This window comes from Peribacillus sp. FSL R5-0717, assembly GCF_038002945.1.
Lineage (GTDB): Bacteria > Bacillota > Bacilli > Bacillales > DSM-1321 > Peribacillus > Peribacillus frigoritolerans.
Window position 1 is genome coordinate 3,079,228 of record NZ_JBBOOF010000001.1, and the last position, 26,749, is coordinate 3,105,976.

Consider the following 26,749-nt stretch of genomic DNA (forward strand, 5'->3'; position numbering starts at 1 on the left):
GGTGAAAATAATGGACTTTGAAACGGTGATTGGTCTAGAAGTACACGTAGAATTAAAAACGGATTCTAAAATTTTCTCAGCGAGCCCAAATCATTTTGGTGCCGCTCCAAATAGTAACACGACTGTAATTGACCTAGGCTACCCAGGTGTATTGCCTGTCGTCAATAAAAAGGCTGTTGATTTTGCAATGAAGGCTGCAATTGCCCTGAATTGCGAAGTGGCGGAAGTTACGAAATTCGACCGGAAAAACTATTTTTACCCGGATAATCCTAAAGCATACCAAATTTCACAGTTCGATCAACCGATCGGTGAACATGGTTGGATTGAAATCGAAGTGGGCGGCAAGAAAAAGAAAATTGGCATTACCCGCATTCATATGGAAGAGGATGCTGGAAAGCTGACACATAAAGGGAACTATTCGCTTTGCGATTATAACCGCCAAGGTACGCCTCTTGTTGAAATCGTATCCGAACCGGATATCACTTCCCCGGAAGAAGCGTATGCTTATTTGGAAAAGCTGAAATCCATCATTCAATACACGGGCGTTTCCGATTGTAAAATGGAAGAAGGCTCACTCCGTTGTGATGCTAACATTTCCTTGAAACCTGTTGGCCAAAAGGAATTCGGTACGAAAACCGAATTGAAAAACTTGAATTCATTCAACTTCGTTCGCAAAGGGTTGGAGCATGAAGAAATCCGCCAAGCGGAAATCTTGAATGAAGGCGGCATAATCGAACAGGAAACTCGCCGGTTCGACGAAGCTACAGGCAGAACCGTACTAATGCGAATTAAGGAAGGCTCCGATGATTACCGTTATTTCCCGGAACCGGACTTATTGACTATCCATATTGATGAAGAATGGAAAGCTCGTATCGCTGCCGAAATTCCGGAACTTCCGGATGCCCGGAAAAAACGCTATGTCGAAGAATTTGGCTTACCTGAATATGATGCAGCCGTTTTAACGGTAACGAAAGAAAGTGCGGATTTCTTTGAAGCGACAGTTGCTTCAGGTGCCGATGCAAAACTAGCATCTAACTGGATCATGGGTGAGGTTTCCGCTTTCTTGAATGCAGAAGGCAAAGAGCTGCATGATGTCAAATTGACTTCTGAATCATTGGCTGGAATGATCAAGCTGATTGAAGATGGCACGATTTCGTCTAAAATCGCTAAAAAGGTTTTCAAAGAATTGATTGAAAACGGCGGGGATGCTGTAACGATCGTCAAGGAGAAGGGACTAGTCCAAATTTCCGACGAAGGCGCATTGCGTACAGCCGTTGAAGAAGCATTGAATAATAACCCGCAATCCATTGAAGATTTTAAAGCCGGTAAACAAAAGGCAATCGGCTTCCTTGTCGGGCAGATTATGAAAGCGACAAAAGGACAAGCCAATCCACAACTTGTTAATAAAATTTTGGTGGAAGAAATCAATAAACGTTAATGTTGACCGTATCACTTTTAAAGTGGTACGGTTTTCTCTTGATTAAGGCTGAGAAAAATAATAAGCGGAAAAATAATTTTGAGTTATCTGTAGGGGTAACTCCTTTTTGTGTCGTCTATTACATGAATGTTTATCAGGAAAGGGGGAAGAGAAGTGTCCGATGAGTTAGTTGAGAAGGTAAGGGCTGGGAATGATCATGCATTCCGAATGTTGATTGAAAATTATAAACAGACGATTTATAGAACCGTCTATTCCGTCTTGCGGAATCAAAAGGATGCAGAAGATGTTACCCAGGAAGTCTTTATCAAAATCTACACTTCTCTTCCTCAATATAAGAACCAAGGCTTCAAAACTTGGATTACCCGAATTGCCGTCAATCATGCAATCGATCTAAAGAGAAAGAGGGAACGCCAAAAGGAAGAATTACAGGACGAACATTCATCGGAAGTTAATTTGGGCTTAACGGATGATGTCGAGGCAGTATTTTTTCGGAATGAAAGGCGAAAGCAAGTATTACGGAAGCTGAATGACCTTCCAGAGGGATATCGAGACGTTGTATATGGCTATTACATAAAGGAAAAGACATTCAAGCAAATTGCAGAGGAACAGCAGATTCAAGTGAAATCTGTGGAAGTAAAACTATATCGGGCAAGAAATTGGATGAGAAAACATTGGAAAGAGGAGGATTTTTCATGAATCATGTTTCAGAGGCACAATGGGTTGCATATTTGGCAGATGAAATACCAGAGGCTTTAAAAATTGAATATGAAAATCATCTATACTCCTGTGACAAGTGTTTGTCCGTCTATATGGAAGCGATGGAAAAAGAAGAAACAAGTCTGGACCTTGAAGGATTTGATATTGCAGGTCCAGTCATGGACTCGATTAGCCGATTGAAAGGTGGCTCTGTTGAAGAGTCTTGGCCACACCGAAAAGAGAAGTCGCTTCGGACAATCACAAGACATTACCTGATTGCGGCCGGATTTACGATTTTATTAATGGCAGGCGGGGTATTTCAATCATTGACAGAATACGTGGATTCTGTGGAATCAAGCAGTGATAAGAAAACGCAGTCCTTGACCGAGGACCTTATTGATAAAACATTTACTTGGATGGATACAATCGAAAAGAAAAATAAGGAGGGGTTTAGAAATGAATAAAGGTCCGGTATTAGCTTTTTTATTATCCTTTCTGCCAGGTTTCGGACATTTTTACCTAGGAAGGCAATATAAAGGGCTATTTTATTTTCTTGCCACAGCTGGATTGGGGCTTGGAGGTCTTTTTCTTTCGTTGATCAGTCAATCGGATGCGTTTCTGGCATTTTCCGTTATTGGAATGGTGTTTTATTTCATCAGTATATTTGATTTGGTGGTCACCTCACTGAGGAATCCTAAAAGTGAAGAGGATATGGAGGGAATGGCAAATCAGCCGGAAGCGGAAAGGTTTTATGTAATCATCCTTTCATTCGTTCCTGGGTTAGGGCATTTTCAGCTAGGCCTCATGAACCGTGGGCTCATTTTTCTCATCAGCTTTTTAGGCTTTGGCATCATGGTGATATTCATCAGTGTGATGACACAAATGGAAGGCCTGTTAATATTCATGGCACTATTGCCTGTTATCTGGATTTACAGCTTTTTTGATTCTGTTCAACAGCTGAATAAAAAGCAAAGAGGTGAGGAGCTTATCGATCGGACTGTTTTGGAAGATTTCGAGGAGAGACGGGAATCCGGGAAGAAGAGTAAAGCGGTCGCGACTTTATTCGCTATTTTCCCTGGTGCAGGTCACTTATATTTGGGGCTGCAAAAACGCGGGATACAATTGATGGCCGGCTTTTTATTCGCCATTTACATACTGGATTTACTCCGGTTGGGTTTCTTCTTCTTCCTTATTCCGATTATCTGGTTTTATAGTTTTTTTGATGGATTGCAAAAAGCTTCGAAAATGGAAGAGGGTCCAGTAGAAGATACGCCCATCATTTCGGGAATGGTCAATCATCAAAAATGGTTAGGATCGGGTTTGGTGGGAATTGGAATCTATTTCTTGGCCAGTAATATGATCGTCCCGGCCATCGCTCCCCATTTAGATGAATGGATTGGAAGCAACTTGGAATATTGGTTTAGGGATTATTTTCAAAAAGGCCTTGTATGCATCCTTCTAATAGGCGGAGGAATCAAATTGCTGTCGGGAAGTAAAAAAGGGAGCGTCAAGGAGGAGACAAAATGAGAACATGGAGAGTCGGAACGATTTCAATGGGAATCTCCCTGGTTGGTTTGGGTTTTGTTTTACTCGTTTCTCAAACTTTGGATATGAATTTGACGACGATTCTGCTATCATGGTGGCCGTTGCTGCTCATGATCTTGGGTACAGAGATTCTCTTCTATATTTATTTTTCCAGAAAAGAAAGTTCTTTTGTAAAATATGATATTCTTAGCATTCTTTTCGTTGGATTGCTTGGAACGACGGGAATAGTTTTAATTCTGCTTACATCCAGCGGATTGTTGGATCAAGTTAGGGCTGCCGTTAATAGTGAAGAGAAAACGGTCAATTTGCCTGGTTTCAATCAAAAGGCAGGAAAGGGCATACAGAGAGTTGTCCTAGACACTGGTTCATACCCATTGACAATTGAAAGTGGTAAGGCCGAAGAAGTTTCCGTTTTTGGAACATATGGTGAGCGGGTAATGGAAGATGATGATTCATTGTTGAACAATGCGGAAGATTATTTACTTGTTGAAAGAAATGGTGATACTCTTTATATTAGCTTCAAGGATTTACCGAGTCAAAATGGACTTTTGGACAGTGGTACAAGGAATCTTAAGGCAACCCTTATAATCCCTGCTGAGTTGGCAGTGGAGATAGACGGTCAAAGTACCGATCTTGTCTTGAAGCCTAGAAAGCTCTTGAATGACTGGAGTGTGAAGGACAGCGGAAATCTAAGTATAGTCCTTCAGGATAATAGTGATATCAAGATAGATGCTAGAGGGGTCGAGGAACTTGAAGGCCCCGAGAGTGGCTGGAAGATGACTGAAGTGAAAAAAGGAACAAGTGATGAAGGCATTGTAAAAAAGAATGGGATATTCAATAATGGTGATGGGAAACATACTTTAACGGTTACCGATACATTTAACGTGAACGTTCAATATCCATGATTGAAATCATTTACTAGAATAAAATTGTAAAAAGCATTATAATTTTCCCTGATAAGATTTCTAGTAAAATGTAAAAGATATGGACCGAAATACGGTCCTCTTTTTTTCGAATATTGCTTTTCATGTAATGAAGGATTAAGATGTAAATTATGGAATCAATATGTATAAGGATGATGGGAAATGAAAAGAGCAAGGTTGATTTACAACCCGACTTCGGGCCGGGAAGCCATTAAGAAGAGCCTGCCAGGTGTGCTAGCGAAGCTTGAAGAAGCTGGTTATGAAGCTTCTGCACATGCGACGACTGGTGCTGGGGATGCGACGAAAGCGGCAAAGATAGCGATTGAACGCGGCTATGAGGTAGTTATTGCAGCAGGGGGCGACGGTACGATTTATGAGGTTGTTAATGGACTGGCCACTGCAGAGAAACGTCCGAAACTAGGAATCATCCCGACGGGAACGACCAATGATTTCGCCCGGGCGCTGCATTTACCGAAGTCGATCGAAGGGGCAGCCGAAATTATTGCCGGCGGGCATACGATGCCGATCGACATCGGGAAAATGAACGATAAGTATTTTATCAATATTGCTGGCGGGGGCAGATTGACCGAATTGACCTACGATGTGCCGATCAAGCTGAAAACGATGCTCGGTCAGCTAGCGTACTATATTAAAGGAATTGAAATGCTTCCTTCAATTAAGCCGACGGAAGTTTCTATTGAATATGATGGAAAGCTTTTTGAAGGGGAGATCATGCTTTTCTTGGTGGCTAACACGAATTCGGTCGGCGGCTTCGAGAAACTGGCCCCTGACGCCTCTTTGAATGATGGTATGTTCACGTTGCTTATTTTAAAAAAGGCAAACCTGGCTGATATTGTCCGTGTCGCAACATTGGCAATGCGCGGTGAGCATATCCATGATAAAAATGTCATTTATGAAAAAGCCAATCGAATTAAAGTACAGGCCAAAAAGGATATGATGCTCAATTTGGATGGGGAATTTGGCGGGATGGCCCCAGCTGAATTCGTAAATCAGTACCGTCATTTTGATGTATTCATCCCGCAAGGACTACTGCCGGATGATCCGGCAAATAAATAGGGTGAAAAGGCCACTGAATCTGGTGGCCTTTTCAGTTTAATGAAGGCAAGGAGAATTGCAACATGTATATCAGGAAAGCGACACCGGAGGATGCGGACAAGGCAGCGATACTGACCCGGTTAGCGATTAAGGAAATTGCAGAGGTTTTGACAGGTGAAACGGAAGAAGAAAGAATACTTTCCGTTCTTGCCGATTTGTTCAGGAAAAGTGGGAATCGGGTCAGCTATGAAAATACGCTTGTCAGTGAACATGATGGACAAGTATCTGGATTGATCATTGCTTACCATGGCAAGGATGCCGAGAGCTTGGATGAACCGATAGTGAAACAATTAAGGATGAAAATGAAAGACCCAAGCGTTACGCTCGATAAGGAAGCGGAAATGAGAGACTTTTATTTGGATACCGTGTCCGTCGACCCGAATTTTCAAGGAAGAGGAATTGGCAGTGCACTGATTCAATATGTGGAGGAATACGCTAAACATAAGGGGTATCCAAGAATTTCTTTAGTCGTTGAAATTGAAAATGAAGCGGCGAATCGTCTCTATGGCAGATTAGGATATATAGAAATGAAAACCATTTCGATTAGCGGCCATGAATTTCGCTATATGGTAAAGGAAATAGAAGAACCTCCTGTTTAACAGGGGGTCCTTTTTAGTTCTTTGAAGTTTGTATTGTATGCGATTACATTTGCTGCCCATTCATGGCTGCCCAATCAGCGTAAGCTCCGGTGCCATTACAGCCGGGACAGTCGTGTATATCGGAAAAATGATATTCCGTAGGTACGAAGGAGCTGTATCCACGTCCGTAACAATCCGGACAGAGGCCTTTTTCCTCCATACTCGCTCGATGTTTTTCTATCCTTGTAGCATTCCAGGCCGATATAGAGTTAAATAAACCCATTTCCTCACCTCTTTTGTTTTTCCTTATTTTTCTTTTTTTATTGAACTTTTATTCATGGAACTATGAAAAATCCGTAATTCCTTCCACTATATTTTTATGAAAACCAGGGTAAATTGGTGAGTGGTTTTGTGGCAAGGCCTCTATTGTGGTAAAATACAGGCTAGCATAAAAAAGAAAAGAGAAGATGATATGAAAAAAACAGCACCAGTTGCTAAAAATGATATAGTAGAGGTTTTATTTGAAGATTTAACACATGAAGGAGCTGGCGTCGCTAAAGTCGATGGCTACCCGATCTTTGTTCAGGGCGCCCTTCCAGGTGAAAAAGCAAAAATCAAAGTGATGAAGGCTAATAAGGGTTATGGCTTCGGACGCTTGATGGAGATTATCGAAAACAGTCCATACCGGGTTGAGGTCACGACTGAAGACTACCATAAGTATGGTGGTTGTCAGCTGCAGCATATGAGCTATGAAGGACAGTTGGAATTCAAGGAAAAGCAAGTACGTGAAGTGATGACACGCATTGGGAAACTTGAGGATGTGAAGGTTCATCCGATCATCGGGATGGAGAATCCAACCCATTATCGCAATAAAGCGCAAGTGCCTGTTGGTGAAAAGGATGGCAAGCTAATAGCAGGGTTCTTCAAACCGCGGACACATGAAATCGTTGAAACGAAAGAAAGCATTATCCAAAATGAAGTGATTAATGAAGCCGTTCAAGTCGTTAAAGAGATTTTCAGTAAACTTGGTATCCCCGCTTACAATGAAGAGGCACATAAAGGTGTATTGCGGCACATCATGGCTCGTTATGGCAAGCAAACAGGGGAATTAATGATTGTTCTTGTTACTAGAACGAAAAGTATCCCTTTCATCGAAACCATAGTGAAGGAAATCGTTGAACGTCTTCCACAAGTTAAATCCATCGTTCAAAACGTGAATTCCAAGAAAACGAATGTTATCTTAGGCGATAAAATGACTGTGCTATGGGGCAACGAAGTGATACATGATATGATCGGTGATGTGAAATTTGCTATATCAGCAAAATCCTTCTACCAAATCAATCCAGATCAAACGAAAGTCCTTTATGATAAAGCTCTTGACTATGCAGGGCTGACTGGTGAAGAAACGGTGATAGATGCCTATTGCGGCATTGGGACCATCTCATTATTTTTAGCTAAAAAAGCGAAAAAAGTAATCGGTGTCGAAGTGGTCGAAGAAGCGATCGAAGACGCACGGCGCAACGCTGAATTGAATGAAATCTCAAATGCAGAATTCATGGTCGGCGATGCAGGTAACGTTATTGCTGAATGGTATCAAAAGGGCAACACTGCTGATGTCATCGTGGTGGATCCGCCACGCAAAGGTTGTGAAGAATCCCTTCTGAATACGATCATCGAGATGAAGCCTAATAAAGTCGTATACGTATCATGCAACCCAGGCACTCTAGCGCGTGATCTTCATATCTTGGAAGAAGGCGGATATAAAGCAGTTGATATCCAGCCTGTCGATATGTTCCCAATGACGACACATGTTGAAAATGTAGTGTTATTAGAGTTGAAATGATTGAATGTGGGCCCGGTCTAATTGACTGGGTCCGCATTTTTTATGTTTGTACAATATGGATTGACTTCCGATCCACACACTCGCTCTCCGCGGGCGGTCGTCCCTCGGCATGCGCCTGAGGGGTTTCACTAGGCGCGCTTTTCCCGCAGGAGTCTCTCCAATCAACTTAGTTACAACAGAGTTAGAAAGGAGCCATGCCTAAAGGAGTTGCAGGGCTGCTTTGGGTCAGGTTGTTTCGGGAGAATATTTGAAGAAAGATAGGTTCCCGAACCTTTGTCAACGAACTGTTGGTCCCGGTCTAAATGACTGGGACCTTATTCACGTAGTTAAATTGAAGAAAAGGGAGGGGGATTTTTTTTTTGCATGATTATTCTTGACGCTCTGACTTGGACATATATTAAGAAATATATGGATTGGGAGGCAAGGTGATCTTATTAATTTTCAAAAAGCGGTGGCTGTCATTGTTGGTAGCTTTTTGGTAGGTATTGGAATAAATGGATTTTTGGTTCCTCATCATTTAATAGATGGCGGCGTAATTGGGATTGCACTCATCCTTCATTATTTCTTTAGTTTTCAAACGGGACTATCCATGTTGGTCCTTAGCATTCCTATATTTTTATATGCCTGGTATTATGAACGCCCTTTTTTCTATAGCAGCGTTCACGGATTGCTTTTGACATCCCTTTTTATGGATTGGCTTAATCCATTGAAAAAGGTTTTTTCCATTTCAATACTGACAAGCTCCTTGATTGGCGGTGTCATCATTGGGATGGGCATAGGACTCATGCTTCGATTTGAGACAAGCAGCGGGGGGACGGATATGCTAGCCAAAATCATCTCAAAATCCACCTCCATGGATATTGCTTTGGCGATTATCGTCATAGATACATTAATCATTTCAGCTGCAGCATTCACCTTAGGTATCGAAATTTTTCTTTTTTCATGTGTGACGATCGTGATCATTGGACTGGTCACATCGCTTATGAAAGTGAGGGAATGAATATATAATCAGTTCCTTAAGATATGGATTACGTTATCTATTGCCTTTTGCAGCTTCTCGCTATTTTTGCTAAACATCTCTTTAGCTTCTTTTGATTCAGTTCCAAGTGCAAATAACTCCAAGTCCGCTTGGCATTTCTTCAAGGTCGCGAGCAAAAGAGGTTTTTCTTGAGGAGAAGGAACTTTAAGTTTATCATCAAAAAGGTCCACGGTTAATTCTCCATTAGAATTGGCCTGACCAAGAAAAACATTATCTAGGATTACCCCCAACTTATCCAGTTCAGTAAGAAGCCAATTTCGGTTCAGACCAATCGTGGAGAGTGGTTCATCAAGTATACGGCCATCCATGATTATGGTTTGTGGCTCCTTTACTGCAGCCACTGGCATGTTAAGGTCCTTAGGTGTTACAGGTTGATTTTGCTTCTTTAACATTACGGAAAAATCCCCATTGGCTTCCAATAAGGCAAACTCAACTTCAGAAATATCAAAGACATCCTTTTTTCGGAGCAATCCCAGCAATTCATCGATGGTATATTTCTCTTTTTTTAAATTATCTTCCATGACTTTCCCATCTTTGATGAAAACCGATGCTTTTCCTTCCACAAGATCACGGAATGTTTTACTTTTTAAGGATATTAATCCTGCAATGAAAGGTGCTATGGCAAAAACAAGAATGGACAGGACGCCATGTATAATATTGCCCTCCACTTTTGTAGCTAATTCTGCCCCAACATTACCGATGGTTATGCCCGTTACATATTCAAAAAAGGAGAGCTGGGACAATTGTTTTTTTCCTAACACTTTAGTGATTAAAAAAAGAACAATTAAAAAGAAAAATGAACGCAAAACAATTTCTAACCAACCCGGCATTACCAATCACCTCCTGCTTGATCATTAAAAACCTTTATATTGTGGTTCTTCCCGTTCTAACTCGCCCACGCGCTTCTGTACATCCTTCCTAACTTCATTAACCACCAGCATCGTTTCGTGCAAAATCCGTTTAGATTCATCATCTTGAGTCCTGAGTGCTAAGCTGGATAAGCCTGCTTCAATTCCTTTTAGGCTGGAGACACATTGTTTGACATTGGAAGCTATCGTCATGCAGCAACCTCCTTATCTTTTTAGGTCTATAATAATGACTCGGAACCATGAGCGGCTGTTATCCAGGCACTGGTTGCTTCCAGCATGCCAGCGGCAACAACCGATCAATCGATTCTTTTCCACATCCGCTAACGCTACAGAAACAATCTCCGCAGCCAAGAATATTCATCCAATATGAGCAGGTGTATGTTCAAACATCAACCCTTAATTTTGTGCTTCTCCGTCATATTCAATCGATACGGCATGGGCGATGCATGGAATCGTCTCACTTTGTTGAAAGGATAGGGGAGATAGCAAGGCACCGGTAGCCACGACGAGCAATCGTTTAATTTCTCCTTTTTTCATGCGATTTAATAAATGACCATAAACGACGGTTGCGGAGCATCCAGGGCCACTTGCCCCGGCCAGGACTGGTTGACCATCCCTGTATATCATTAAACCGCAATCTTTATATTGCTCTTCTTTAATCGGCGTGCCATGTTTTTTAAATATTGCCAAAGAAACTTCATGTCCAATCTTTCCTAAATCCCCAGTCACTATCAAATCATAATAGGATGGGTCGAGGTTTCTTTCTCTGAGATGTGCTTCAATCGTATCTACAGCGGCCGGAGCCATGGCACCTCCCATATTGAAAGGATCGGTCAATCCCATGTCGATGACACGGCCTATCGTAGCTGAAGTGACCCTTGGGCCTTCCCCGGCACTGCTTAATAAAGCCACTCCTGCCCCAGTAACGGTCCATTGGGCTGTCGGAGGTTTTTGCCCTCCGTATTCCGTTGGATAGCGAAATTGCTTTTCCACTGCAGCGTTATGGCTTGATGCTCCTGTCAATAAGTACTCTGCCCCTTTGGTGTTGACAAGGTATGCACCAAGAGCCAGTCCCTCCATGGAGGTGGAGCAGGCGCCAAATAAGCCGAGATAAGGTGTTCCTAGTGTTCGACAGGCAAAACTGGTAGGGGTTATTTGATTGATTAGGTCGCCTCCTAGGAAAAATTGTATCTGTTCCTTTTGTAGACCCGCCTTCTCGATTGCTTTTGTACTCGCTTCCTCCAATAAGACTTTATGTGCTTTTTCATAGGTATCTTGGTTGATCCATAAATCGGAATGGAGAAGATCGAAATCATCCGCAAGCAAACCGTCTGCTTCAAATGGACCGCCAACGGTTCCTGTGGAGACGATGACAGGCTTTTGATCAAACACCCATGTGCGATGCCCCGTAAGCATTATTAAACCACCCCATTGTATGAGTATTGTCAGTATGATTAAACAAAGGAATAACATAAAAACCCTTTGGCCGATTTGAATATAGTACAGCCATTACCTAAAGGAAACCTTTGGCTCGGTGTTCAACGGTCACCGCAACCTGAAAGTAACAAAGCGGCCAATTCGATCAAACAAAATCCGGAGATAAAGCAGTCAGCTTTTACTTTTTATCATTTAACATCCTTGTATCACATCATTCGGCGTTAAAAGTCTTTCTGAAGTCCAGGACAATCGTAATTCTCAAAACGATCTTCTACGATGATTCTTAAGTTGTAGTCGATCATAATTTAAGAATTACAGCTCTTTTATCCGCAGTTCAAGTCAGGTATGTAACCCTTTGAAGTTTGGGATTGGCTTAAAGATTTTGTTCTACATTATTTTTTGATATAGAAAAAGGAATGAAAATTTTATTCTTGGTTATGGAAAGATATAAAAAAGGCTGGTTGCTTTAACCAACCTTTTTTATAAGAATGATCATTGTTTGTATTGAGGTTCCTCGTTTTGAATCTCTTCTATGCGAGGAGTGATGCTGTCGACGATCGTTTGTGTTTGTTGGGCAGCTTGTTGGTACAATTGTTTGGCTTGCTCATTATCTGTTGAAAGGGCGAAGGTTTCAAAGCTCGCTTGAGCGCTTTTTAACCCTGCTATAGTTGTTTTGACATCGTTTATAACTGTCATATATGAACCCTCCTAGTTTTTAACTGCCTTATTAGAGTGAGGAAAAAATGAATATACATACCTTCTAAATATATCCATGATTGAAATCACTTAGCTTCTTCCATTAATCAAACGTTTGATTAATGGAATGGAAACAGGCAGAATTCATTGTTTTAATCCTCCTTTTTCGTTGTGCGACTCGTTTTTATTGTTTAATCATTGACCGAATTCAGAATTTTAAATATAATTGTAAAAAACATAACGTTGTTACGTGAGGTGATATGACATTTATATTATGGACGATTTATATAGTAGGGTTGTTATTGAAATTCCATCTGAAGAAGTGATAAAAGGACTGCTATTCCACAAAAGCAAACAGGAGTCGGAAATTGAATCGATCAAAGGTAAAATTCATAAATATGAGCAAAAACGACGAGCTGAGGAAGCTTGGTATCAATCCCTGTCACCATTTAAACGTTTTTTTACAGGGCGTGCCCCAAGTCATCACCAGGCGGTTGAACATTTGGTTAATGTGAAAGATAGATATAAACAAATCGAGAAAATAAAACAGCGGGTCGCTTTATTAAATGAGGTGATCGGTTTACTTGAGGCTGAACCGAAAAAAAGGGAAATGAATTTACCATCAGACATCATTAAAGAAATAATGGCCTGGCAGAAAGCGGAGGGAACGCCGAGATGACTCTAGAAACGTTAAACGCTGGCCTGGATACGATTTGGGTGGTTCTTACAGCAGCCATGATACTATTGATGGAGGGCGGGTTTGCCTTATTGGAGGCAGGGTTCGTCCGTACGAAAAATAATGTGAACATCATCATGAAGGTTTTTGCCGATATTACGATCGGAACGCTTTGCTATTTCGTCGTTGGTTTTGGCTTAATGTATGGAAAGGATGTATTTGGAATCATCGGGGCAAGTGGCTTTCTGCTTAAAGGTGATTTGTCGCACATCGACCTTACGATTTCCATGGATGCATATTGGTTATTTCAAGGGGCATTCGTCATCGCCGTCATTTCCATCGTTTCGGGTGCAGTTGCGGAAAGGATCAATTTTCGGGCGTATCTCATTTTTGTCGTAATGATGACAGCATTCATCTATCCGATTGCCGGTCACTGGGTATGGGGTGGCGGATGGTTAAGTAGGATGGGCATGCAGGACTTCGCAGGGTCTGCTGTCATTCATGCACTAGGCGGTTTTTCAGCACTTGCGGCTGCCATTGTCATCGGGCCGAGAGCAGGTAAATTCACTTCAAGGGGGACCAGCTCCATTTCGCTGCCGAGTAATCTCCCCTTGGCATCTGTCGGGGCATTCCTTTTATGGTTTGGCTGGTTTGGATTTAATGCAGGAAGCACCTTGCAAGCTACAGATGTCCGAATTGGACATATTGCCATTGTCACGATGCTCTCAGCGGCATCAGGGGGAGCGGTTACCCTGCTTTATACACTGTTTAGATATGGACGCTCGGATGCACCTTCCGTCATCAATGGCTCACTTGCTGGTCTTGTCGGGATTACAGCTGGATGTGCATTCGTTAGTGATCTGGCGGCGTTGCTGATTGGAGCAGTTTCTGGAATGTTGATGTTAGCTGCGACAAATTGGTTGGAAGCCCGGAAAATCGATGATCCGGTCGGTGCCTTTCCTGTTCATGCGGCATCAGGAATGTGGGGGACGCTAGCGGTAGGGCTTTTCTCCACTGAAAACGGATTGTTTGCCGGCGGGGGATGGCATTTGCTCGGAGTTCAAATATTAGGATTAGTGGTGTTATGCATCTGGGGCTTTTCAGTGACTTGGATTGTTTTTAAAGTTATTAATGTTTGGCTGCCGATAAGATCGACTGAAGAAGAAGAAGAACTTGGGTTGGATATCAGTTATCATGGCATCATGGCCACACATACCTCGCCGGAATTCATCAAGGTAGAGGAATACTATAAGCAGGATGAAGAATTGACAAGGTAATGTCTATAATACAATGGTAAAATCAAGTGAGAGGTGAATTTTTAAATGGGTGTATGCAATCTTAATCATTCGCAGCAAGATGTCAGGCTGAAATTTGAGAGCCAAAAGGCATTTTTACCAACACAATTGAGTCAAACATTAGATCGATATCTTGAAAAAGGGAATTCGCAGGAAACATTGAATGAACTTTTTCATCTATTGAAGAAGTATGACTTGTCTACCCAGGAGGAACAGGGATCTAGAAATGAAAAGTTGAAACGGATCATGTTGTAAATTAGAAAGAGCAGGAGTGTAAATATGACTCCCGCTCTTTTATTTTCTTGGCTCTTTTCGTAAAGGTTGTTGTTTTTAAAACGAAACTATCTAAGGTTGATTGGAGCGGAAGTGCGAGACTCCTGCGGGAGCAGCGGGACAGGTGAGAACCCACAGGCGTTTACGCCGAGGAGGCTCACCGCCCGCCCCGCGGAAAGCGAGCATCTGGAGGGGAAATCAACCACACCTCACTACTTGGTAAATAGCAACAAAGTATGTGAAAATAGCCATTTTCTTATAAATAACTTGATGAATTCTGCGGGAATATGGCAGATTCCTATTTTTTATTCTGCAGATCAGTATTGTGTAACTACTTTTTTAAAGCAAGTAGCAGGATTCATATTTAAGGCGGCGAAAACAATTGTGTATATGACAAATAGTGAAAATCATAAAGCTTTGTAACCCTGGACAAGGGTTTGGTGAACCTTTAAAGATTAATCAATCGTTTGATTAAATCTCAAAGCAAAAAGCGGGAGCTCACAATGAGCCCCTGCTATTTCCTTCATTAAAAACCATCATCTGTTGCGGTGAAGGGGATGTTAAGGTTTCTTTCCACGGCCCGAAGTCTTTGATTCAGTCTGTTTAACCTATTCGTATGTCGCTGGTCCGCTTGACTTAGCCTGGTGATTTCCTGGTTAATGCGGTTCACTTCACGATTTATCCGCGTGATTTCTTGGTTCTGCCGATTGAGTTCCCTCGTTTGACGCTCGTTTTGACGCTCAAGTTCCCGGATTCTTCTTTCAAGTTGTTGAGGCTGCCTTTCAATATCGAATTGGTCTGGCACCTGGCTATATGGATTTTCTTGTACCTGCTGAAAGTTCCAATCTTGCTGTGGCATATAATCAAATCGTTCAGGCTGTTGGAAGTATGGGTTAAAATTTGGTTCAAAGTACTGATGATTTCCGTTTTGTTGTGGATAAGGATAAAATCCGTATGAATTCATGGTCAACTCTCCTTTTTAAAATCAGGATGGATACCCTATAACTTATGTCAGTTCCGGTGAAGTGACTAGGCGTTAGCCCATATGAATGGGAAGAAGAGGGAATTCACAGAAAAAATTTCAATAAATTTGCAGAAACCATCCGGTTCATATATCGTTTAGGGTAGGAGAAATTCTTTTTTTCATCTTGAAACCAATTTCAAGGATAATCCGTATATAAAGAAAAGAGTGTAAGTCAGGAGTGTAATGATAATGAATCGATTTGTTGCTGATATTGTTCCAATATTGATTGCATTTCCAATGGTTTTGCCGGTTTGGATGATTAGCTATTTCGTATTGAATCAACCGTTTGCCCTGTCCGTTGTCATATCTTTAGCAGGAGGGGTACTTGCATACTGGCTGAGTTCCGTATATTTTTCATCAAGATACCTCAAAAAACATGAATTGACGAGAAAAGAATATCAATATATAAAGAAAAATTTAATTGAAGCAAAACCGAAGATATGGAGGGTGCAAAAAGCACTAATCTCGGTCAGGCATATCTCTTCTTTTAAACAGAGGAAAGAGATGATTAAAATGATCAGGAAAATATACAGTCTGACAAAAAAAGAACCGAAGCGGTTTTATCAAGCGGAACAGTTTTATTACTCGCATCTGGATTCTGCCATGGAGCTTGCGGAGAAATATGTTTTTCTAGCCCAGCAGCCAAAAAAGAATAGGGAACTTGAACTTTCCTTAACGGAGACTCGTAAAACTTTAAAGGAACTTACTAATACGATAGAAAAGGATTTATATAAAGTGATTGCCGATGATATCGATGACCTTAACTTCGAATTGGATGTTGCTAAGCAATCCATTAAAACTAGAAAAGAGTCACAAGTAATTGATGAAAGCAGGAGGTTAAAATGAATAACAATGATCCAAACCTGTTGAATAAAACGAATAACGCCAGTTTGATCGATGACCTTTTAGCCAATCCATTTGATGGGGTGCAGGAGCTTGAGAAAGTATCTTCCCAGGAAGCGAAACCGGTTAAACTGATTGATGTCATTCCTGAAGAGAACAGGGCCAAAGCTTATCAGCTTGCCGAACAAATCGACCCAACGAATCATCAGGCAATGATATCCTATGGTACACCCGCCCAATCAAAGCTCCTGACCTTTTCTAATTCCATGCTTGAGCATGTCCAGAAAAAAGATGTGGGTGAAGTGGGGAGCATTATCAATGATTTAATGAAAAAGTTAAACGAACTCAGCCCGGATGAGTTAAAACCGGATAAGCCCTCATTTTTTGCGCGTATGTTCGGGAAGCTCTCGGGATCTGTACAGGAGGTGCTATCCAAGTATCAAAAAACCGGTGCCCAAATCGACCGAATCAGCGTAAAACTCGAACGGAGCAAGAATATCCTGTTATCGGATATCGTAATTCTCGAAAAGCTATATGAAACGAATAAGGAATATTTCCAGGCATTGAATGTCTATATTGCAGCTGGGGAAATCAAACTCGAAGAAATCCATGAGAAAACGATTCCGGAGCTAAGGAAGTCCGCTGAATCAAGTAATGATCAAATGAAGTTTCAAGAAGTAAATGATATGCTGCAATTTGCTGAACGGTTGGATAAAAGGCTTCATGATTTGAAGTTGAGCCGTGAAATCACGATTCAAAGCGCACCGCAGATCAGGCTGATCCAAAACACGAATCAGGCACTAGTCGAAAAAATCCAATCTTCGATCATGACAGCCATCCCACTTTGGAAAAACCAGGTTGCGATTGCACTGACCCTAATCAGGCAAAGGCATGCTGTAGAAGCCCAAAAACAGGTTTCCAAGACTACAAATGACTTATTATTGAAGAACTCCGAGATGCTGAAAACGAATACCATTGAAACCGCAAAAGAAAATGAGCGCGGACTTGTCGATATTGAAACATTAAAGAAAACTCAAGCTAACTTGATATCCACGCTTGAGGAGACCATGCGGATTCAAGAAGAAGGCAGGCATAAACGCCGTCAAGCTGAACAGGAACTGGCGTCAATGGAAAATGAACTGAAACAGAAACTTTTAGAGATAAAGGGATAAGGGGAGATAACATGGAGACTATCGAGGCTATAAAAACGAGAAGAAGCATTGGAATCGTTAAGCAAGATCCGGTTCCTAAAGAAATAATCGAGCAAATCATTGAAGCCGGAACATATGCACCTAATCACCATCGGACGGAGCCTTGGCGTTTTTTTGTTTTGACAGGGGAAGGAAGAAATAAACTTGGGCAGGTATTCGAAGAAATAACAAGAATCGAAAATGCTGATGATACCCCTGAAAGTTTAATCAGCAAGCTCGAAAGGCAAAAAAAGAATCCATTAAGGGCTCCAGTCATCATCGCGGTGGGCATAGAGCCTAGTGATAAGAATAATGTCCTCGTCGCAGAAGAATATGCGGCTGTGAACAGTGCCATCCAAAATATGCTTCTTGCAGCACATTCTCTAGGTTTGGGAGCAGTATGGAGAACGGGGAAAATAACTTATCATGACAAAGTCCGTGAATTTTTCAATTTATCCTCTAAGGGAGAGGTATTGGCTTTCATATACTTGGGTTATCCTGACATGGAGCCGAAACCTGCTAAGAAAACACCGATTGACGAATTGACCACATGGATCGGATGAGGATTAGGATTAGGGGCTGCATCAGTTTATAGACACTGATGCAGCTTTTTTTATTGCCTTCAATAAGGCTTCTTTAATTATGATTTTACTGAAAAGGATTTGGCTTTGGCAGGCTTCATTTCAAGTGACGATTGGTGAATTAGGTTGTACAATACAAAGGAAGAATAAATTTTGATGAATTAGGATGTGTCTATAGATGAGAACGATTGATCCATTTGAGATACTCGATGGAAAAGCGATAAAATATTTGGATGTATTTGGCGTTGAGGATGGCATTGCTTTAAAAAGTAAATACGAAGATAAATCGTATTGGATATATGATTATTACTGCATGCATCAGACTTGTGATTGCCAGGAAGTATACCTTGAATTCGTTGAGGAGCTTAAAGGCAATAAACAGGCGGGACAGCATTTTGGAGTGAGGGTTTCTTTCGGGGATAATCAATTCGTCCTGGAGGATTATAATATTTCAAAGCAAAAGGCGATGGATATCGCGGAAGATACGCTGAAGTACAGTAAAGATGTAATGGAGTTATTTAAACAGCGGTATCAGCAAATGAAGGAAAAAGGCACGCAAATTATCACGGAAAGTGCAAAGGCAGCTAAAATGCCGCATGTTCATGCAGAACCGGTCATTGGCAGAAATGAGCCTTGTCCTTGCGGAAGCGGGAAAAAATACAAAAAATGCTGCGGTGCAGCTTAACATCTTGGAAGCTGACTCGATTCGGAGTCGCTTCTTTTTTATTGGAAAAGTGCGTGCTTGGGAAAAAAATGAAAAAAAAGTGTAGCATAAAACGAACATTTGTTCTATAATGAGAGTACCAGATAATAACACAAAAAGAAATAAAAACTAGTTATTTAGACGGAATTTTCCGAAAACTTCTTTTTTATTTTCATAAATCTGGTATATATAAGAGAGAAGAGTTTTTTGATCTCATCTCTTTCAACGGTAGACGGCAACCAGACGGGATGAAAATCCCTACACTGATGGCAGTTTAACTTATTGAACGAAGGAAGGGGTAATCAAATGACAAGAGAAAAAAGATTAATACCTTACAAAGTTCTTGAAGTGATGGAAACGGTGAAAGAGAAGATTCCTGAGGGTGTCGAGCTTGTGAAAGCACCGGCAATTTGGGAAAAAAGCAGTTATGGTGAGGGCGTGGTAGTTGCCGTCATTGATACAGGCATAGACAAAGGACATCCAGACCTCAAGGAAAGAATCATTGGCGGGAAGAATTTTACCAATACCGGGGATTATCAAGATGATAACGGACATGGGACACATGTTAGCGGTACGGTTGTTGCTGCCATTAATAATGCTGGTGTAGTGGGAGTGGCTCCGAAAGCAAGCATATTAGCGTTAAAGGCCCTAAATGGTCAAGGACAAGGCGACATTGATTGGATTAATGGTGCTCTAGAGTATGCCATCAATTGGCGGGGGCCAAATGAAGAAAAGGTTTCGGTTATTTCACTTTCACTTGGCGGACCTCCCGATGAGACTGAACACAAACTCATTCAAAAGGCCCTTCAGAACGATATCCTTGTTGTTTGTGCAGCAGGAAATAGCGGTGATGGGCGTCATGAAACGGATGAATTGGATTATCCAGGAGCATATCCCGAGGTAGTGGAAGTGGGGGCTGTGGATTTAAGCAGAAATTTAGCGGATTTTTCAAATACGAATGATGAAATTGACTTGGTGGCGCCAGGGGTTGATATTCTCTCTACGTATCCAGGAAATAAATATGCCAGGTTGAGCGGAACGTCAATGGCTACGCCTCATGTAAGCGGTGCGGCAGCTCTCTTGAAAGTGATTGCTGAAAAAGAATTTGAGCGCAATTTAACTGAAGCGGAATTATATGCACAGCTGGTGAAAAGTACGGAAGATCTGGGAATAAGCAAAAAAGCGCAGGGAAATGGACTGCTTAACTTAACGATTACGGAACAAAGAGCTGAAAAATCGATTAAGATTACGATAGAATCAGAAAATCTAAAGTTACCGAGTAAATCGGTGGTCATGGAATATTAGAGAAAAAAGGTGCCCCAAGAAATTTTTGGGGCACCTTCCATAATGATTATTTTATTTTTTATTTTTCCTTAGAGCTGCAAAAAGGGCTACAATGGAAAGAATTAATGATATGACAGCCAGGGTAATGATCAGCGTTTGGTTGCCATCACCTTCTGTTGTTGCTGCCTCCTTTGAATTGTCAGGTGTCGTGGAATCATTAGTGTCAGCTTCATCTTCGTGACCATGGTCCGCAGGTTCAGCATCAGCCTTGGGTGCAACCGTGATTTCCGTTACAGAATGCGGTAGGTCTGAGCCTTCTTCACCGCTCCATTCAACAATTTCACCATCTTCGTAATATTGAAATGCATCCCAGGCAACTTTCGTTTCTTCTTTAGGATTTTGTGCTACGAAAGAGAATTGCTGGAATTGTCCAGCAGCTATTCCTTTGTCAGTTGCTGCCCAAGTTACCGTTTTTACATGCCCATCTTTGTCACCTTCTGTCGTTACTTTCCATCCCGGTATAGGCTGATAGCTTTCAAAAGTAACCCCTTCAGGTACTTTTAAAGTCACCTTTGTAGTGGCAGTTTCTTTTTCTACGGGTACTTTAATTGTATAAGTTTCCCACGCCTCAGGTGCAGATGAACTAGGCTTGACCGTAACGTGAGCATATGCTGAACCGGAAAAAATGAATAATGCAGCAAATGTAAAAATAAGTAGCTTTGAAATGTTTTTCATTTTTATAAATCCCTCCTATTATGAATTCCCTATGAAAATTATAAAATCAGCATTGATTGAATCCAGGCTTTCAGTCAATCCATGAACATGGATATTCCACTTTCCTGGCATGGTTAATATAGACTTTGATGTAAATGTCCCTGTGTTTTTCTCCTTCATTTGCAGCTTTATTTCACCGCGTGGCGTATCCAATGGCTGCATCGTGATCGTAAGCTGCTCTATTTCAGCAATTGGCTTGCCTTCATTGGATAGATTTACTTGAATCATGTTATCCCCGACTTCATTGGGCGTCACCATTAATGTAACCTCGTTATTTTCTTCAGTCCGTAACGTTTTTTCAATGGGGCCGGGAGAAGACATGGCAGTTTGGACATTTGTTAATAAAGCTGCAACGAGAAGGATGACGATTCCTAAACCAAACTCCATTCCCACACTATAACCAAGTTTTTTCGTTTGCTTTTTCCCTCTGAGAAAATGAAAGCCGCCTAAAACGATCATGATTAACATGAGACTGATTTTCGCTAGTAACAATTGGCCATATGTTGTGTTAAACATTGAATGGATAGTTGGCACATGCTGTAAACTGCTATATATTCCGCTAATAATCAGGATGATTACAAACAGAAATGCCCATTTGGAAAACCTTTGAATGATCGACCAGTAAAAGGTTTTCTTATCTTGTTGGACTGCCTGCCGATCTGCAAGCCCAGGCAAAATCACCAATAAGGCCATAAGGCCGCCGAGCCATAAAGCCATGGACAATAAATGAAGGAAATCCATCAAAACGGCCAGAGCCTGATTAGGAACGGCTGCTGTATGTCCGGTGAATGCCTTACAAATCATCAAGCTGGCAATTATGATGAATGAAATGAAAGGTAGTGATTTATTCAATGAGTTCTCGAGCATGAAATAAATTACTAAAAATAGAAGGAGCAATATTAGAATTTCCATGATCCAGATCGTCCCAAAGTTTGTAGCATTCAATACTTCCTTTATATAACTAACATTAAATGCATCGGTCCAACCTACGCCAGCATCGATCGTAACTCTTAAAGGCAGGCTGCAGAAGATGGAAAATGCTAAACCAGCATATGAAAGCCAAAGGTATAGACGGGTTCTTCTGCTTGCTTCAAAAAGTCGGGAATCCTTCATTAGCGATAATCTGAAAAAAAGGATTCCGGTAAGGGCAGCGAAGCATATGTATTGTAGACTTTGCAGAATAACGTTGATGGAATTCGGAAAACTTTCATTCACTTCGGAATTATTTTGATCTGATAGGCCTGCCGAATCTCCGAATTGAAAGGGGATAGTTCCTTCTATAGGATGGCCATCACTCGAAACCACTCTCCATTTAATATAGTAAATCCCTTCATCGATCGTGCCCTTCCACTTAGCTTCCAATATTTTTTCACTCTGTTCAGAGATTGTACTGTCTTGAGTTTGAATTTTGTCTCCATCTTGGCTGAATACCTCAAGCGAATGAAAAGCTGGTTGTATATTCTCGCTGAATTGAATGGTGATCTTTTCAGTAAGAGTATTCATCGCTTCATTCGGGCTAGGATTAGAGCTGATTACTGTAGCATGCCCAGAAGCCATTGCCGGGTATAAAAGCAAACTGAATAGGCTGACTACCAGCCATAAATATTTTTTCATCTTGGTGTGCCATCATCCTTTCATCCGATTATGTAAGCCCATTATAAAAGGAAAATGTGAAAAAACAGTGAAAATAATTTAGTTATCTAAAGGCAGTTTAAGAGGTTCGCTAGAAAATGAGAACAATAAGTTTTAGTTTTGCCTTCCATTCCAGTATAGCCATAAATAAGTGGTGGGAATTCCACTTTGCATAAAGTTTATATCAAATAGGCATCCTCCTTTTGATATAAACTCCATTAATAAATAATTAAGGTTCCTTTAGTAATCTGAGCCTATCATGTTTAAGGAATTTGGAGGGATAGGTTTTGATGAAGAAGGGATTAAAAGAAACAAGTGTGAAGGTGATCTTGGTTGGTTCCCTTGTGGGGATGGGAACATCCACTTATATACCAGCGACAGAAGCTGCGGAAGGCACTTCTGTCATTTTGGAAGAGGCACAAACGGTAAATAGTCTTTCAAAACTAGAGATAGAGGGTATAGCACTGGATCAAAAGTTTACAGAAGATGTACACGACTATAGTTCAACAGTGGGGAATGATGTGGAAAAGATCACCTTGCTTGCAGCAAGCCCTAACGAGAATGCAGCCATATATGTGAATGGTGTCAAAATGACGGAGGGTAAATTGAAGGATTTAACTCTTCAAACTGGCATGAATACGTTTGTAATCACCGTCAGCGATGGGGAAAATGAAACCGTAACCTATACTCTCAAGGTCGAAAAACATGAAAGTGATGATAACCTTTTAACATCGATTGGATTATCAAAAGGCTCATTAACATTCGATTCTAAGGTGACAGCTTATCATGCTTCAGTTGAAAATGAAGTCCAGTCGGTTACGGTAACTCCGACATTGAGTGACAGTAAGGCAATTGTAAAGGTAAATGGCAAGGATGCAACCAGTGCATGTGTAAAGGTTACCCTTCCAGTCGGTAAGACAACGGTGAAGATAACCGTTACAGCGGAAAATGGTGATGAAAAAACATATACACTCACGATTACACGGGCTGCAGCCACAGCAAAGGAAACGGAATCGAAAGCTGCTCCAAAAGAGGATGAAGTTCAAAAGGAGCCCTCAACAGGAACGAGTAAAGCCCAACCTTCCTCGGATAAGGGGAATAAATCTTCTTTATCATCAGCAGAATCCTCGGATAAGGGGAGTAAAACATCTTTAACATCAGCGGAATCCTCCAATAATCAAAAGCCAAGCAGTGGTGTCAGTGAAGTAACGAATGCACAGCAAATTGAAAGTATTTCAACACAAAAAGTGAAAACGGATTCTGTTGAGAAAGTAACGTCCGCAGATTCTTTAGGCGAGGAAGGCAATAATGGACCAGTGTTGAACAGTCTGACGGTATCATCCGGCGTATGGAACAAATCTTTTGAATCTAATGAGCATACCTATCATATAGAGGTCGATAATGATATTTCTTCAGTCAAATTGAATGCAACGACAAATGCCAGCGGAGCAACGATTGAATATGACGGTGCGAGCAGTGCAAAAGTGAAGATCAAGGATAAAGCGAAAACGGCCATTTCCGTTACCGTTTCAAAGGATGGGGAGCGTCTTACTTACGTCCTTGTTTTTGAAAAGGACATGGATGTTGAAATGGATGAGGAAGAAACCGTGGATGATGTCAAAACAAAAGAGGTGGAAGTTGAGGCAGCGCAAACGATTACAGCTGGTATGACGGAGAGCGAAACATCCAATGATTCAGGAGGCCAGACTAATGGGAAACAACCTGTTGAGACGGTTTCATTCTTTGGGAATATAAAGGAATTCTTCACCTCTCTGATAAAATAGGATGGTTTTGAATCCTGCAAAAAAAGGACAAGGTTCAGGCTTGTCCTCGAAGTTCATATTTATATGGGCAAAATGATTTGGACCTCGGTTCCTTGGTTCAGTTCACTGTTAAACCGGACCTTTCCCCGATGCGCCTCAATGATTCGGCAACTGACTGTCAGTCCTAATCCGGTTCCTTTTTCTTTTGAAGAATAGAAAGGCTCTCCAAGATGTTTTATGCGGTTTTTTTCTATTCCGCTACCGTTATCCTTGATGGTGATGGAAAGGTTATTGTTCATTCGTTCAAAATCAATCCAAATGTGGTCGGCGGATGCCTCCATGGAATTCTTGAGCATGTTTATGAAAACTTGTTTTAATTGGTTTCCCTCACATAATAGAAGCGGTATTTCATTTTTGACAGATATTGATATTTTGGTGGGGTACGAGTCCGCCTCTGGTTTCAACAAGGTTTTGACATCGTTCATCAGGTCGATGATTTGATGTTTGCTGAATGGAAGTTCCTGTGGTTTTGCCAGAACGAGTAACTCGCTTACAATAAGATTGATCCGGTCCAATTCACTTAACATGATCGTGTAGTATTGTTCATAGGGATGGTCGCTCTTTTTAAGCAGTTGGACGAAACCTTTTAAAGAAGTCAGCGGATTTCGTACCTCGTGGGCTACACTTGCGGCAAGTTCGCCGACTATCGATAATTTTTCGGTTCTTCTTAAGCGTGCTTCGGTTTCTCGAATTTGAGTGACTTCTTTAGCATAAGTAATGATTCCGACTAAATCCTCGCCAACCATCATTGGGACAAACGTACAAGAAAGTAAGATGGACTTCCCGTACTTCGTCAGAAATTCTATATCTTTCCCTTTTTTGATCCCCTTTTGGTTTTCCATGACATATTGGCATGAGGTACGGATCAATTCCGCGTCTTCTGCTGAAAAATTCAAATTAATGAATGAAGCGCCATGTATTTCTTCCTGTTGAAAGCCTGTTACCGTTTCAAACCTTGGATTCACGGTCGTGATCATTCCATTTAAATCAAGCATCAGCATCGGATAAGGGTTGTGCTCAAACAATGATTTATAGCGTTGTTCGCTATCAAATAATTGATTCTCCGCGACAACTCTTTCAGATATATCCCTGCCAATGACGACTAAGCCTTTACGTGAACCATCTTCATTGAACAGGGGAACTTTAATCGTATCAAAGGTCTTGTGATTGCCATCGGGAAGAGGGATGATTTCCTCGCACCTAGTAATTTCCCCCTTTACCCACGTTTCTTCATCGGAAACTTCACAGTAGATCAACGATTCTTTATAAAATTCGGTGTATTCTGCGAGCTCACTGTCTCTTTTCCCCTTATAATCTACATGCTCCAATTGAAATAATTGCAGCCCGAAGGTATTGGATTCAAGCCATCGGCCATCCCCATCCTTGAAATTAACGAAATCCACCATTGAATTGATGAGTGTGCGCCGACGTTGTTCCGCCTCTTTTAATCGTTTGAATTCTTCCTTTTTAGCTAAATAAAGATATAGAATTAAGCCTATTGATAAAAGGAAAACAATGCCTTCCGCCCTTTGGAGTTGAATGAAGACCTCTTTATTATGGATATTTGTAGTTAAAAAATAGTCGAATACGACTAATGTAAGAATCCCGGATAGGATATATATTGCTAAGATGGAGCGTTTGGACATGGAGATTCTCCCTGATTTTAAGACATTTCAAAGGTAAAATTACATACACATTTTAACAAACTATCGGAAAAAAATATATGCAGAATCTCTAAATAAAAAAACAGGGGCCAATGTGGTCACCTGTTTTTTCTGAAGAAGGTTAGTTTCTTCTTCTTTTTTGCACGCTTATAGACCATGAAGAATAGTAAGAAGAGGAGTGCAAGAGCCGCTAGCGTATATTGGTTCATTTCAACAGATAGCAGTCCATAGGGAATCAGTGATAGGAAGAAAAAGTATATAAGGTTGCCAAGTGCCGTCGCCAATAAAAAGTCTTTGAAAGTGACGGTGCTGACTCCGGCCGCCAAGTTAATTAAGCTTGTTGGGATAAGCGGGAAAATCCTGCCTGTAAACACGTACATGAAGCCATGCTCCACTACAGATTCTTGCCATTTTTCACCAATCTTCTTTAAAAGAAGCTCCTGAAACCAGTTTCTTGCTGCATAAAAAATGAATCCTGAGGCAACAACACTTGTAAACCAACTCCATAGATAGCCATATATGAATCCTAATATCGTGACATTGATGGTCAGGAGCAAAATTAAGGGGATGATTGTAAAAGAATTTTGTACAAACATCAAAACGAATGTCACAATAAATGTAAGCAAAAGATTTTCCTTCAATATGCCAATAACAGAATCCAAATCACTTTTCCAAACCAAAGTGAACAGTTCTGCATTAGAGTATATAAAAATTGCGATTACAAGTAGACCGATTATGGTCAGGACTTTTTTCAAAGGGCCACCACCATTCTTACTAATAGTTTATCATTTTCAAGTTCAATGGTGA

General features: G+C 41.1%; 27 protein-coding genes and 1 pseudogene. 18 read left to right on the top strand and 10 right to left on the bottom strand.

Annotated features, from left to right (window positions below; translation table 11 throughout):
• Positions 1–10: 10 nt before the first annotated feature.
• The 7 genes from gatB to NYE65_RS14975 all read left to right on the top strand — a co-directional run bounded on the left by gatB (position 11) and on the right by NYE65_RS14975 (position 6,317).
• Positions 11–1,438 (top strand): Asp-tRNA(Asn)/Glu-tRNA(Gln) amidotransferase subunit GatB, encoded by a 1,428-nt coding sequence (gatB, locus tag NYE65_RS14945; protein ID WP_340861154.1) that lies wholly within the window; start codon positions 11–13, stop codon positions 1,436–1,438.
• A gap of 153 nt (positions 1,439–1,591) precedes the next feature.
• Positions 1,592–2,134, top strand: a complete 543-nt coding sequence (locus NYE65_RS14950) for an RNA polymerase sigma factor (RefSeq protein ID WP_235568396.1) — start codon at positions 1,592–1,594, stop codon at positions 2,132–2,134.
• Complete coding sequence (locus NYE65_RS14955; protein WP_187050405.1) at positions 2,131–2,598, top strand: hypothetical protein; 468 nt, start codon at positions 2,131–2,133, stop codon at positions 2,596–2,598. Before NYE65_RS14950 ends, NYE65_RS14955 begins: the two co-directional genes overlap by 4 nt.
• The gene (locus NYE65_RS14960; RefSeq protein WP_340861155.1) at positions 2,591–3,661 is read left to right on the top strand and encodes a hypothetical protein; all 1,071 of its coding nucleotides are present in this window, start codon (positions 2,591–2,593) and stop codon (positions 3,659–3,661) included. Before NYE65_RS14955 ends, NYE65_RS14960 begins: the two co-directional genes overlap by 8 nt.
• The gene (locus tag NYE65_RS14965) at positions 3,658–4,584 is read left to right on the top strand and encodes a hypothetical protein (RefSeq protein WP_340861156.1); all 927 of its coding nucleotides are present in this window, start codon (positions 3,658–3,660) and stop codon (positions 4,582–4,584) included. Before NYE65_RS14960 ends, NYE65_RS14965 begins: the two co-directional genes overlap by 4 nt.
• Positions 4,585–4,764: 180 nt before the next feature.
• Entirely contained in the window at positions 4,765–5,679 is a 915-nt protein-coding gene (locus NYE65_RS14970) for a diacylglycerol kinase (RefSeq protein WP_034306067.1), read from the top strand.
• Positions 5,680–5,741: 62 nt separating this feature from the next.
• Positions 5,742–6,317, top strand: a complete 576-nt coding sequence (locus tag NYE65_RS14975; protein WP_340861157.1) for a GNAT family N-acetyltransferase — start codon at positions 5,742–5,744, stop codon at positions 6,315–6,317.
• Positions 6,318–6,360: 43 nt separating this feature from the next.
• Here the strand turns inward: NYE65_RS14975 and NYE65_RS14980 are convergent, their stop codons facing one another.
• Complete coding sequence (locus tag NYE65_RS14980; protein WP_034306063.1) at positions 6,361–6,579, bottom strand: hypothetical protein; 219 nt, start codon at positions 6,577–6,579, stop codon at positions 6,361–6,363.
• A 189-nt stretch (positions 6,580–6,768) separates the two neighbouring features.
• Here NYE65_RS14980 and rlmD point away from each other — a divergent pair, with 189 nt between their 5' ends.
• Together rlmD and NYE65_RS14990 are read left to right on the top strand one after the other, a co-directional pair.
• Positions 6,769–8,139, top strand: a complete 1,371-nt coding sequence (rlmD, locus tag NYE65_RS14985; RefSeq protein ID WP_328176734.1) for a 23S rRNA (uracil(1939)-C(5))-methyltransferase RlmD — start codon at positions 6,769–6,771, stop codon at positions 8,137–8,139.
• 475 nt (positions 8,140–8,614) lie between these two features.
• Positions 8,615–9,139: a YitT family protein gene (locus NYE65_RS14990; RefSeq protein ID WP_445670416.1), complete on the top strand. Its 525-nt coding sequence runs from the start codon at positions 8,615–8,617 to the stop codon at positions 9,137–9,139.
• An 8-nt stretch (positions 9,140–9,147) separates the two neighbouring features.
• Here NYE65_RS14990 and NYE65_RS14995 read toward each other — a convergent pair whose 3' ends face one another.
• From NYE65_RS14995 to NYE65_RS15010, 4 genes are all read right to left on the bottom strand, one after another.
• Complete coding sequence (locus NYE65_RS14995) at positions 9,148–10,008, bottom strand: DUF421 domain-containing protein (protein ID WP_268590917.1); 861 nt, start codon at positions 10,006–10,008, stop codon at positions 9,148–9,150.
• Between the two features lie 24 nt (positions 10,009–10,032).
• Positions 10,033–10,239: a DUF1657 domain-containing protein gene (locus NYE65_RS15000; protein ID WP_057278504.1), complete on the bottom strand. Its 207-nt coding sequence runs from the start codon at positions 10,237–10,239 to the stop codon at positions 10,033–10,035.
• Positions 10,240–10,443: 204 nt separating this feature from the next.
• Positions 10,444–11,463: a stage V sporulation protein AD gene (spoVAD, locus tag NYE65_RS15005; RefSeq protein ID WP_063577515.1), complete on the bottom strand. Its 1,020-nt coding sequence runs from the start codon at positions 11,461–11,463 to the stop codon at positions 10,444–10,446.
• Between the two features lie 513 nt (positions 11,464–11,976).
• Complete coding sequence (locus NYE65_RS15010) at positions 11,977–12,180, bottom strand: DUF1657 domain-containing protein (RefSeq protein WP_057278507.1); 204 nt, start codon at positions 12,178–12,180, stop codon at positions 11,977–11,979.
• Positions 12,181–12,454: 274 nt separating this feature from the next.
• Between NYE65_RS15010 and NYE65_RS15015 the strand changes: the two genes are divergently transcribed.
• The 3 genes from NYE65_RS15015 to NYE65_RS15025 are packed head-to-tail and all read left to right on the top strand — an operon-like array spanning position 12,455 to position 14,406.
• Complete coding sequence (locus tag NYE65_RS15015) at positions 12,455–12,859, top strand: hypothetical protein (protein ID WP_340861158.1); 405 nt, start codon at positions 12,455–12,457, stop codon at positions 12,857–12,859.
• Complete coding sequence (locus NYE65_RS15020) at positions 12,856–14,133, top strand: ammonium transporter (protein ID WP_340861159.1); 1,278 nt, start codon at positions 12,856–12,858, stop codon at positions 14,131–14,133. The genes NYE65_RS15015 and NYE65_RS15020 overlap by 4 nt, the downstream gene beginning before the upstream one ends.
• Before the next feature lie 45 nt (positions 14,134–14,178).
• On the top strand, positions 14,179–14,406 hold the full coding sequence (locus NYE65_RS15025) for a hypothetical protein (RefSeq protein WP_340861160.1): 228 nt from the start codon (positions 14,179–14,181) through the stop codon (positions 14,404–14,406).
• Positions 14,407–14,950: 544 nt separating this feature from the next.
• Here NYE65_RS15025 and NYE65_RS15030 read toward each other — a convergent pair.
• Complete coding sequence (locus tag NYE65_RS15030; protein WP_034306570.1) at positions 14,951–15,283, bottom strand: hypothetical protein; 333 nt, start codon at positions 15,281–15,283, stop codon at positions 14,951–14,953.
• Positions 15,284–15,637: 354 nt separating this feature from the next.
• Here NYE65_RS15030 and NYE65_RS15035 point away from each other — a divergent pair, with 354 nt between their 5' ends.
• The 5 genes and pseudogenes from NYE65_RS15035 to NYE65_RS15055 all read left to right on the top strand — a co-directional run bounded on the left by NYE65_RS15035 (position 15,638) and on the right by NYE65_RS15055 (position 20,070).
• Complete coding sequence (locus tag NYE65_RS15035; RefSeq protein WP_328176730.1) at positions 15,638–16,294, top strand: 5-bromo-4-chloroindolyl phosphate hydrolysis family protein; 657 nt, start codon at positions 15,638–15,640, stop codon at positions 16,292–16,294.
• Entirely contained in the window at positions 16,291–17,463 is a 1,173-nt protein-coding gene (locus NYE65_RS15040) for a toxic anion resistance protein (protein ID WP_340861161.1), read from the top strand. The genes NYE65_RS15035 and NYE65_RS15040 overlap by 4 nt, the downstream gene beginning before the upstream one ends.
• A gap of 11 nt (positions 17,464–17,474) precedes the next feature.
• Positions 17,475–18,044 (top strand): nitroreductase family protein, encoded by a 570-nt coding sequence (locus NYE65_RS15045; RefSeq protein WP_328176728.1) that lies wholly within the window; start codon positions 17,475–17,477, stop codon positions 18,042–18,044.
• A 625-nt stretch (positions 18,045–18,669) separates the two neighbouring features.
• Positions 18,670–18,747, top strand: a pseudogene (locus tag NYE65_RS27265) (SEC-C metal-binding domain-containing protein); the annotation flags it as partial.
• A 324-nt stretch (positions 18,748–19,071) separates the two neighbouring features.
• A complete protein-coding gene (locus tag NYE65_RS15055) occupies positions 19,072–20,070 on the top strand; it encodes a S8 family peptidase (RefSeq protein WP_340861162.1) in 999 nt (332 codons plus the stop codon).
• A 51-nt stretch (positions 20,071–20,121) separates the two neighbouring features.
• On the opposite strand, the gene NYE65_RS15060 is transcribed toward NYE65_RS15055, so the two are convergent.
• Positions 20,122–20,784 (bottom strand): YcnI family copper-binding membrane protein, encoded by a 663-nt coding sequence (locus NYE65_RS15060; protein WP_340861163.1) that lies wholly within the window; start codon positions 20,782–20,784, stop codon positions 20,122–20,124.
• Between the two features lie 18 nt (positions 20,785–20,802).
• Entirely contained in the window at positions 20,803–22,437 is a 1,635-nt protein-coding gene (locus NYE65_RS15065; protein WP_340861164.1) for a copper resistance CopC/CopD family protein, read from the bottom strand.
• 308 nt (positions 22,438–22,745) lie between these two features.
• Between NYE65_RS15065 and NYE65_RS15070 the strand changes: the two genes are divergently transcribed.
• A complete protein-coding gene (locus tag NYE65_RS15070; protein WP_340861165.1) occupies positions 22,746–24,239 on the top strand; it encodes a cadherin-like beta sandwich domain-containing protein in 1,494 nt (497 codons plus the stop codon).
• A 59-nt stretch (positions 24,240–24,298) separates the two neighbouring features.
• Here NYE65_RS15070 and NYE65_RS15075 read toward each other — a convergent pair whose 3' ends face one another.
• Positions 24,299–25,924, bottom strand: coding sequence for a PAS domain-containing sensor histidine kinase (locus NYE65_RS15075; RefSeq protein WP_098184966.1), 1,626 nt, complete (start codon positions 25,922–25,924; stop codon positions 24,299–24,301).
• 116 nt (positions 25,925–26,040) lie between these two features.
• Positions 26,041–26,697, bottom strand: a complete 657-nt coding sequence (locus tag NYE65_RS15080) for a TVP38/TMEM64 family protein (RefSeq protein WP_328110112.1) — start codon at positions 26,695–26,697, stop codon at positions 26,041–26,043.
• Positions 26,698–26,749: the final 52 nt, after the last annotated feature.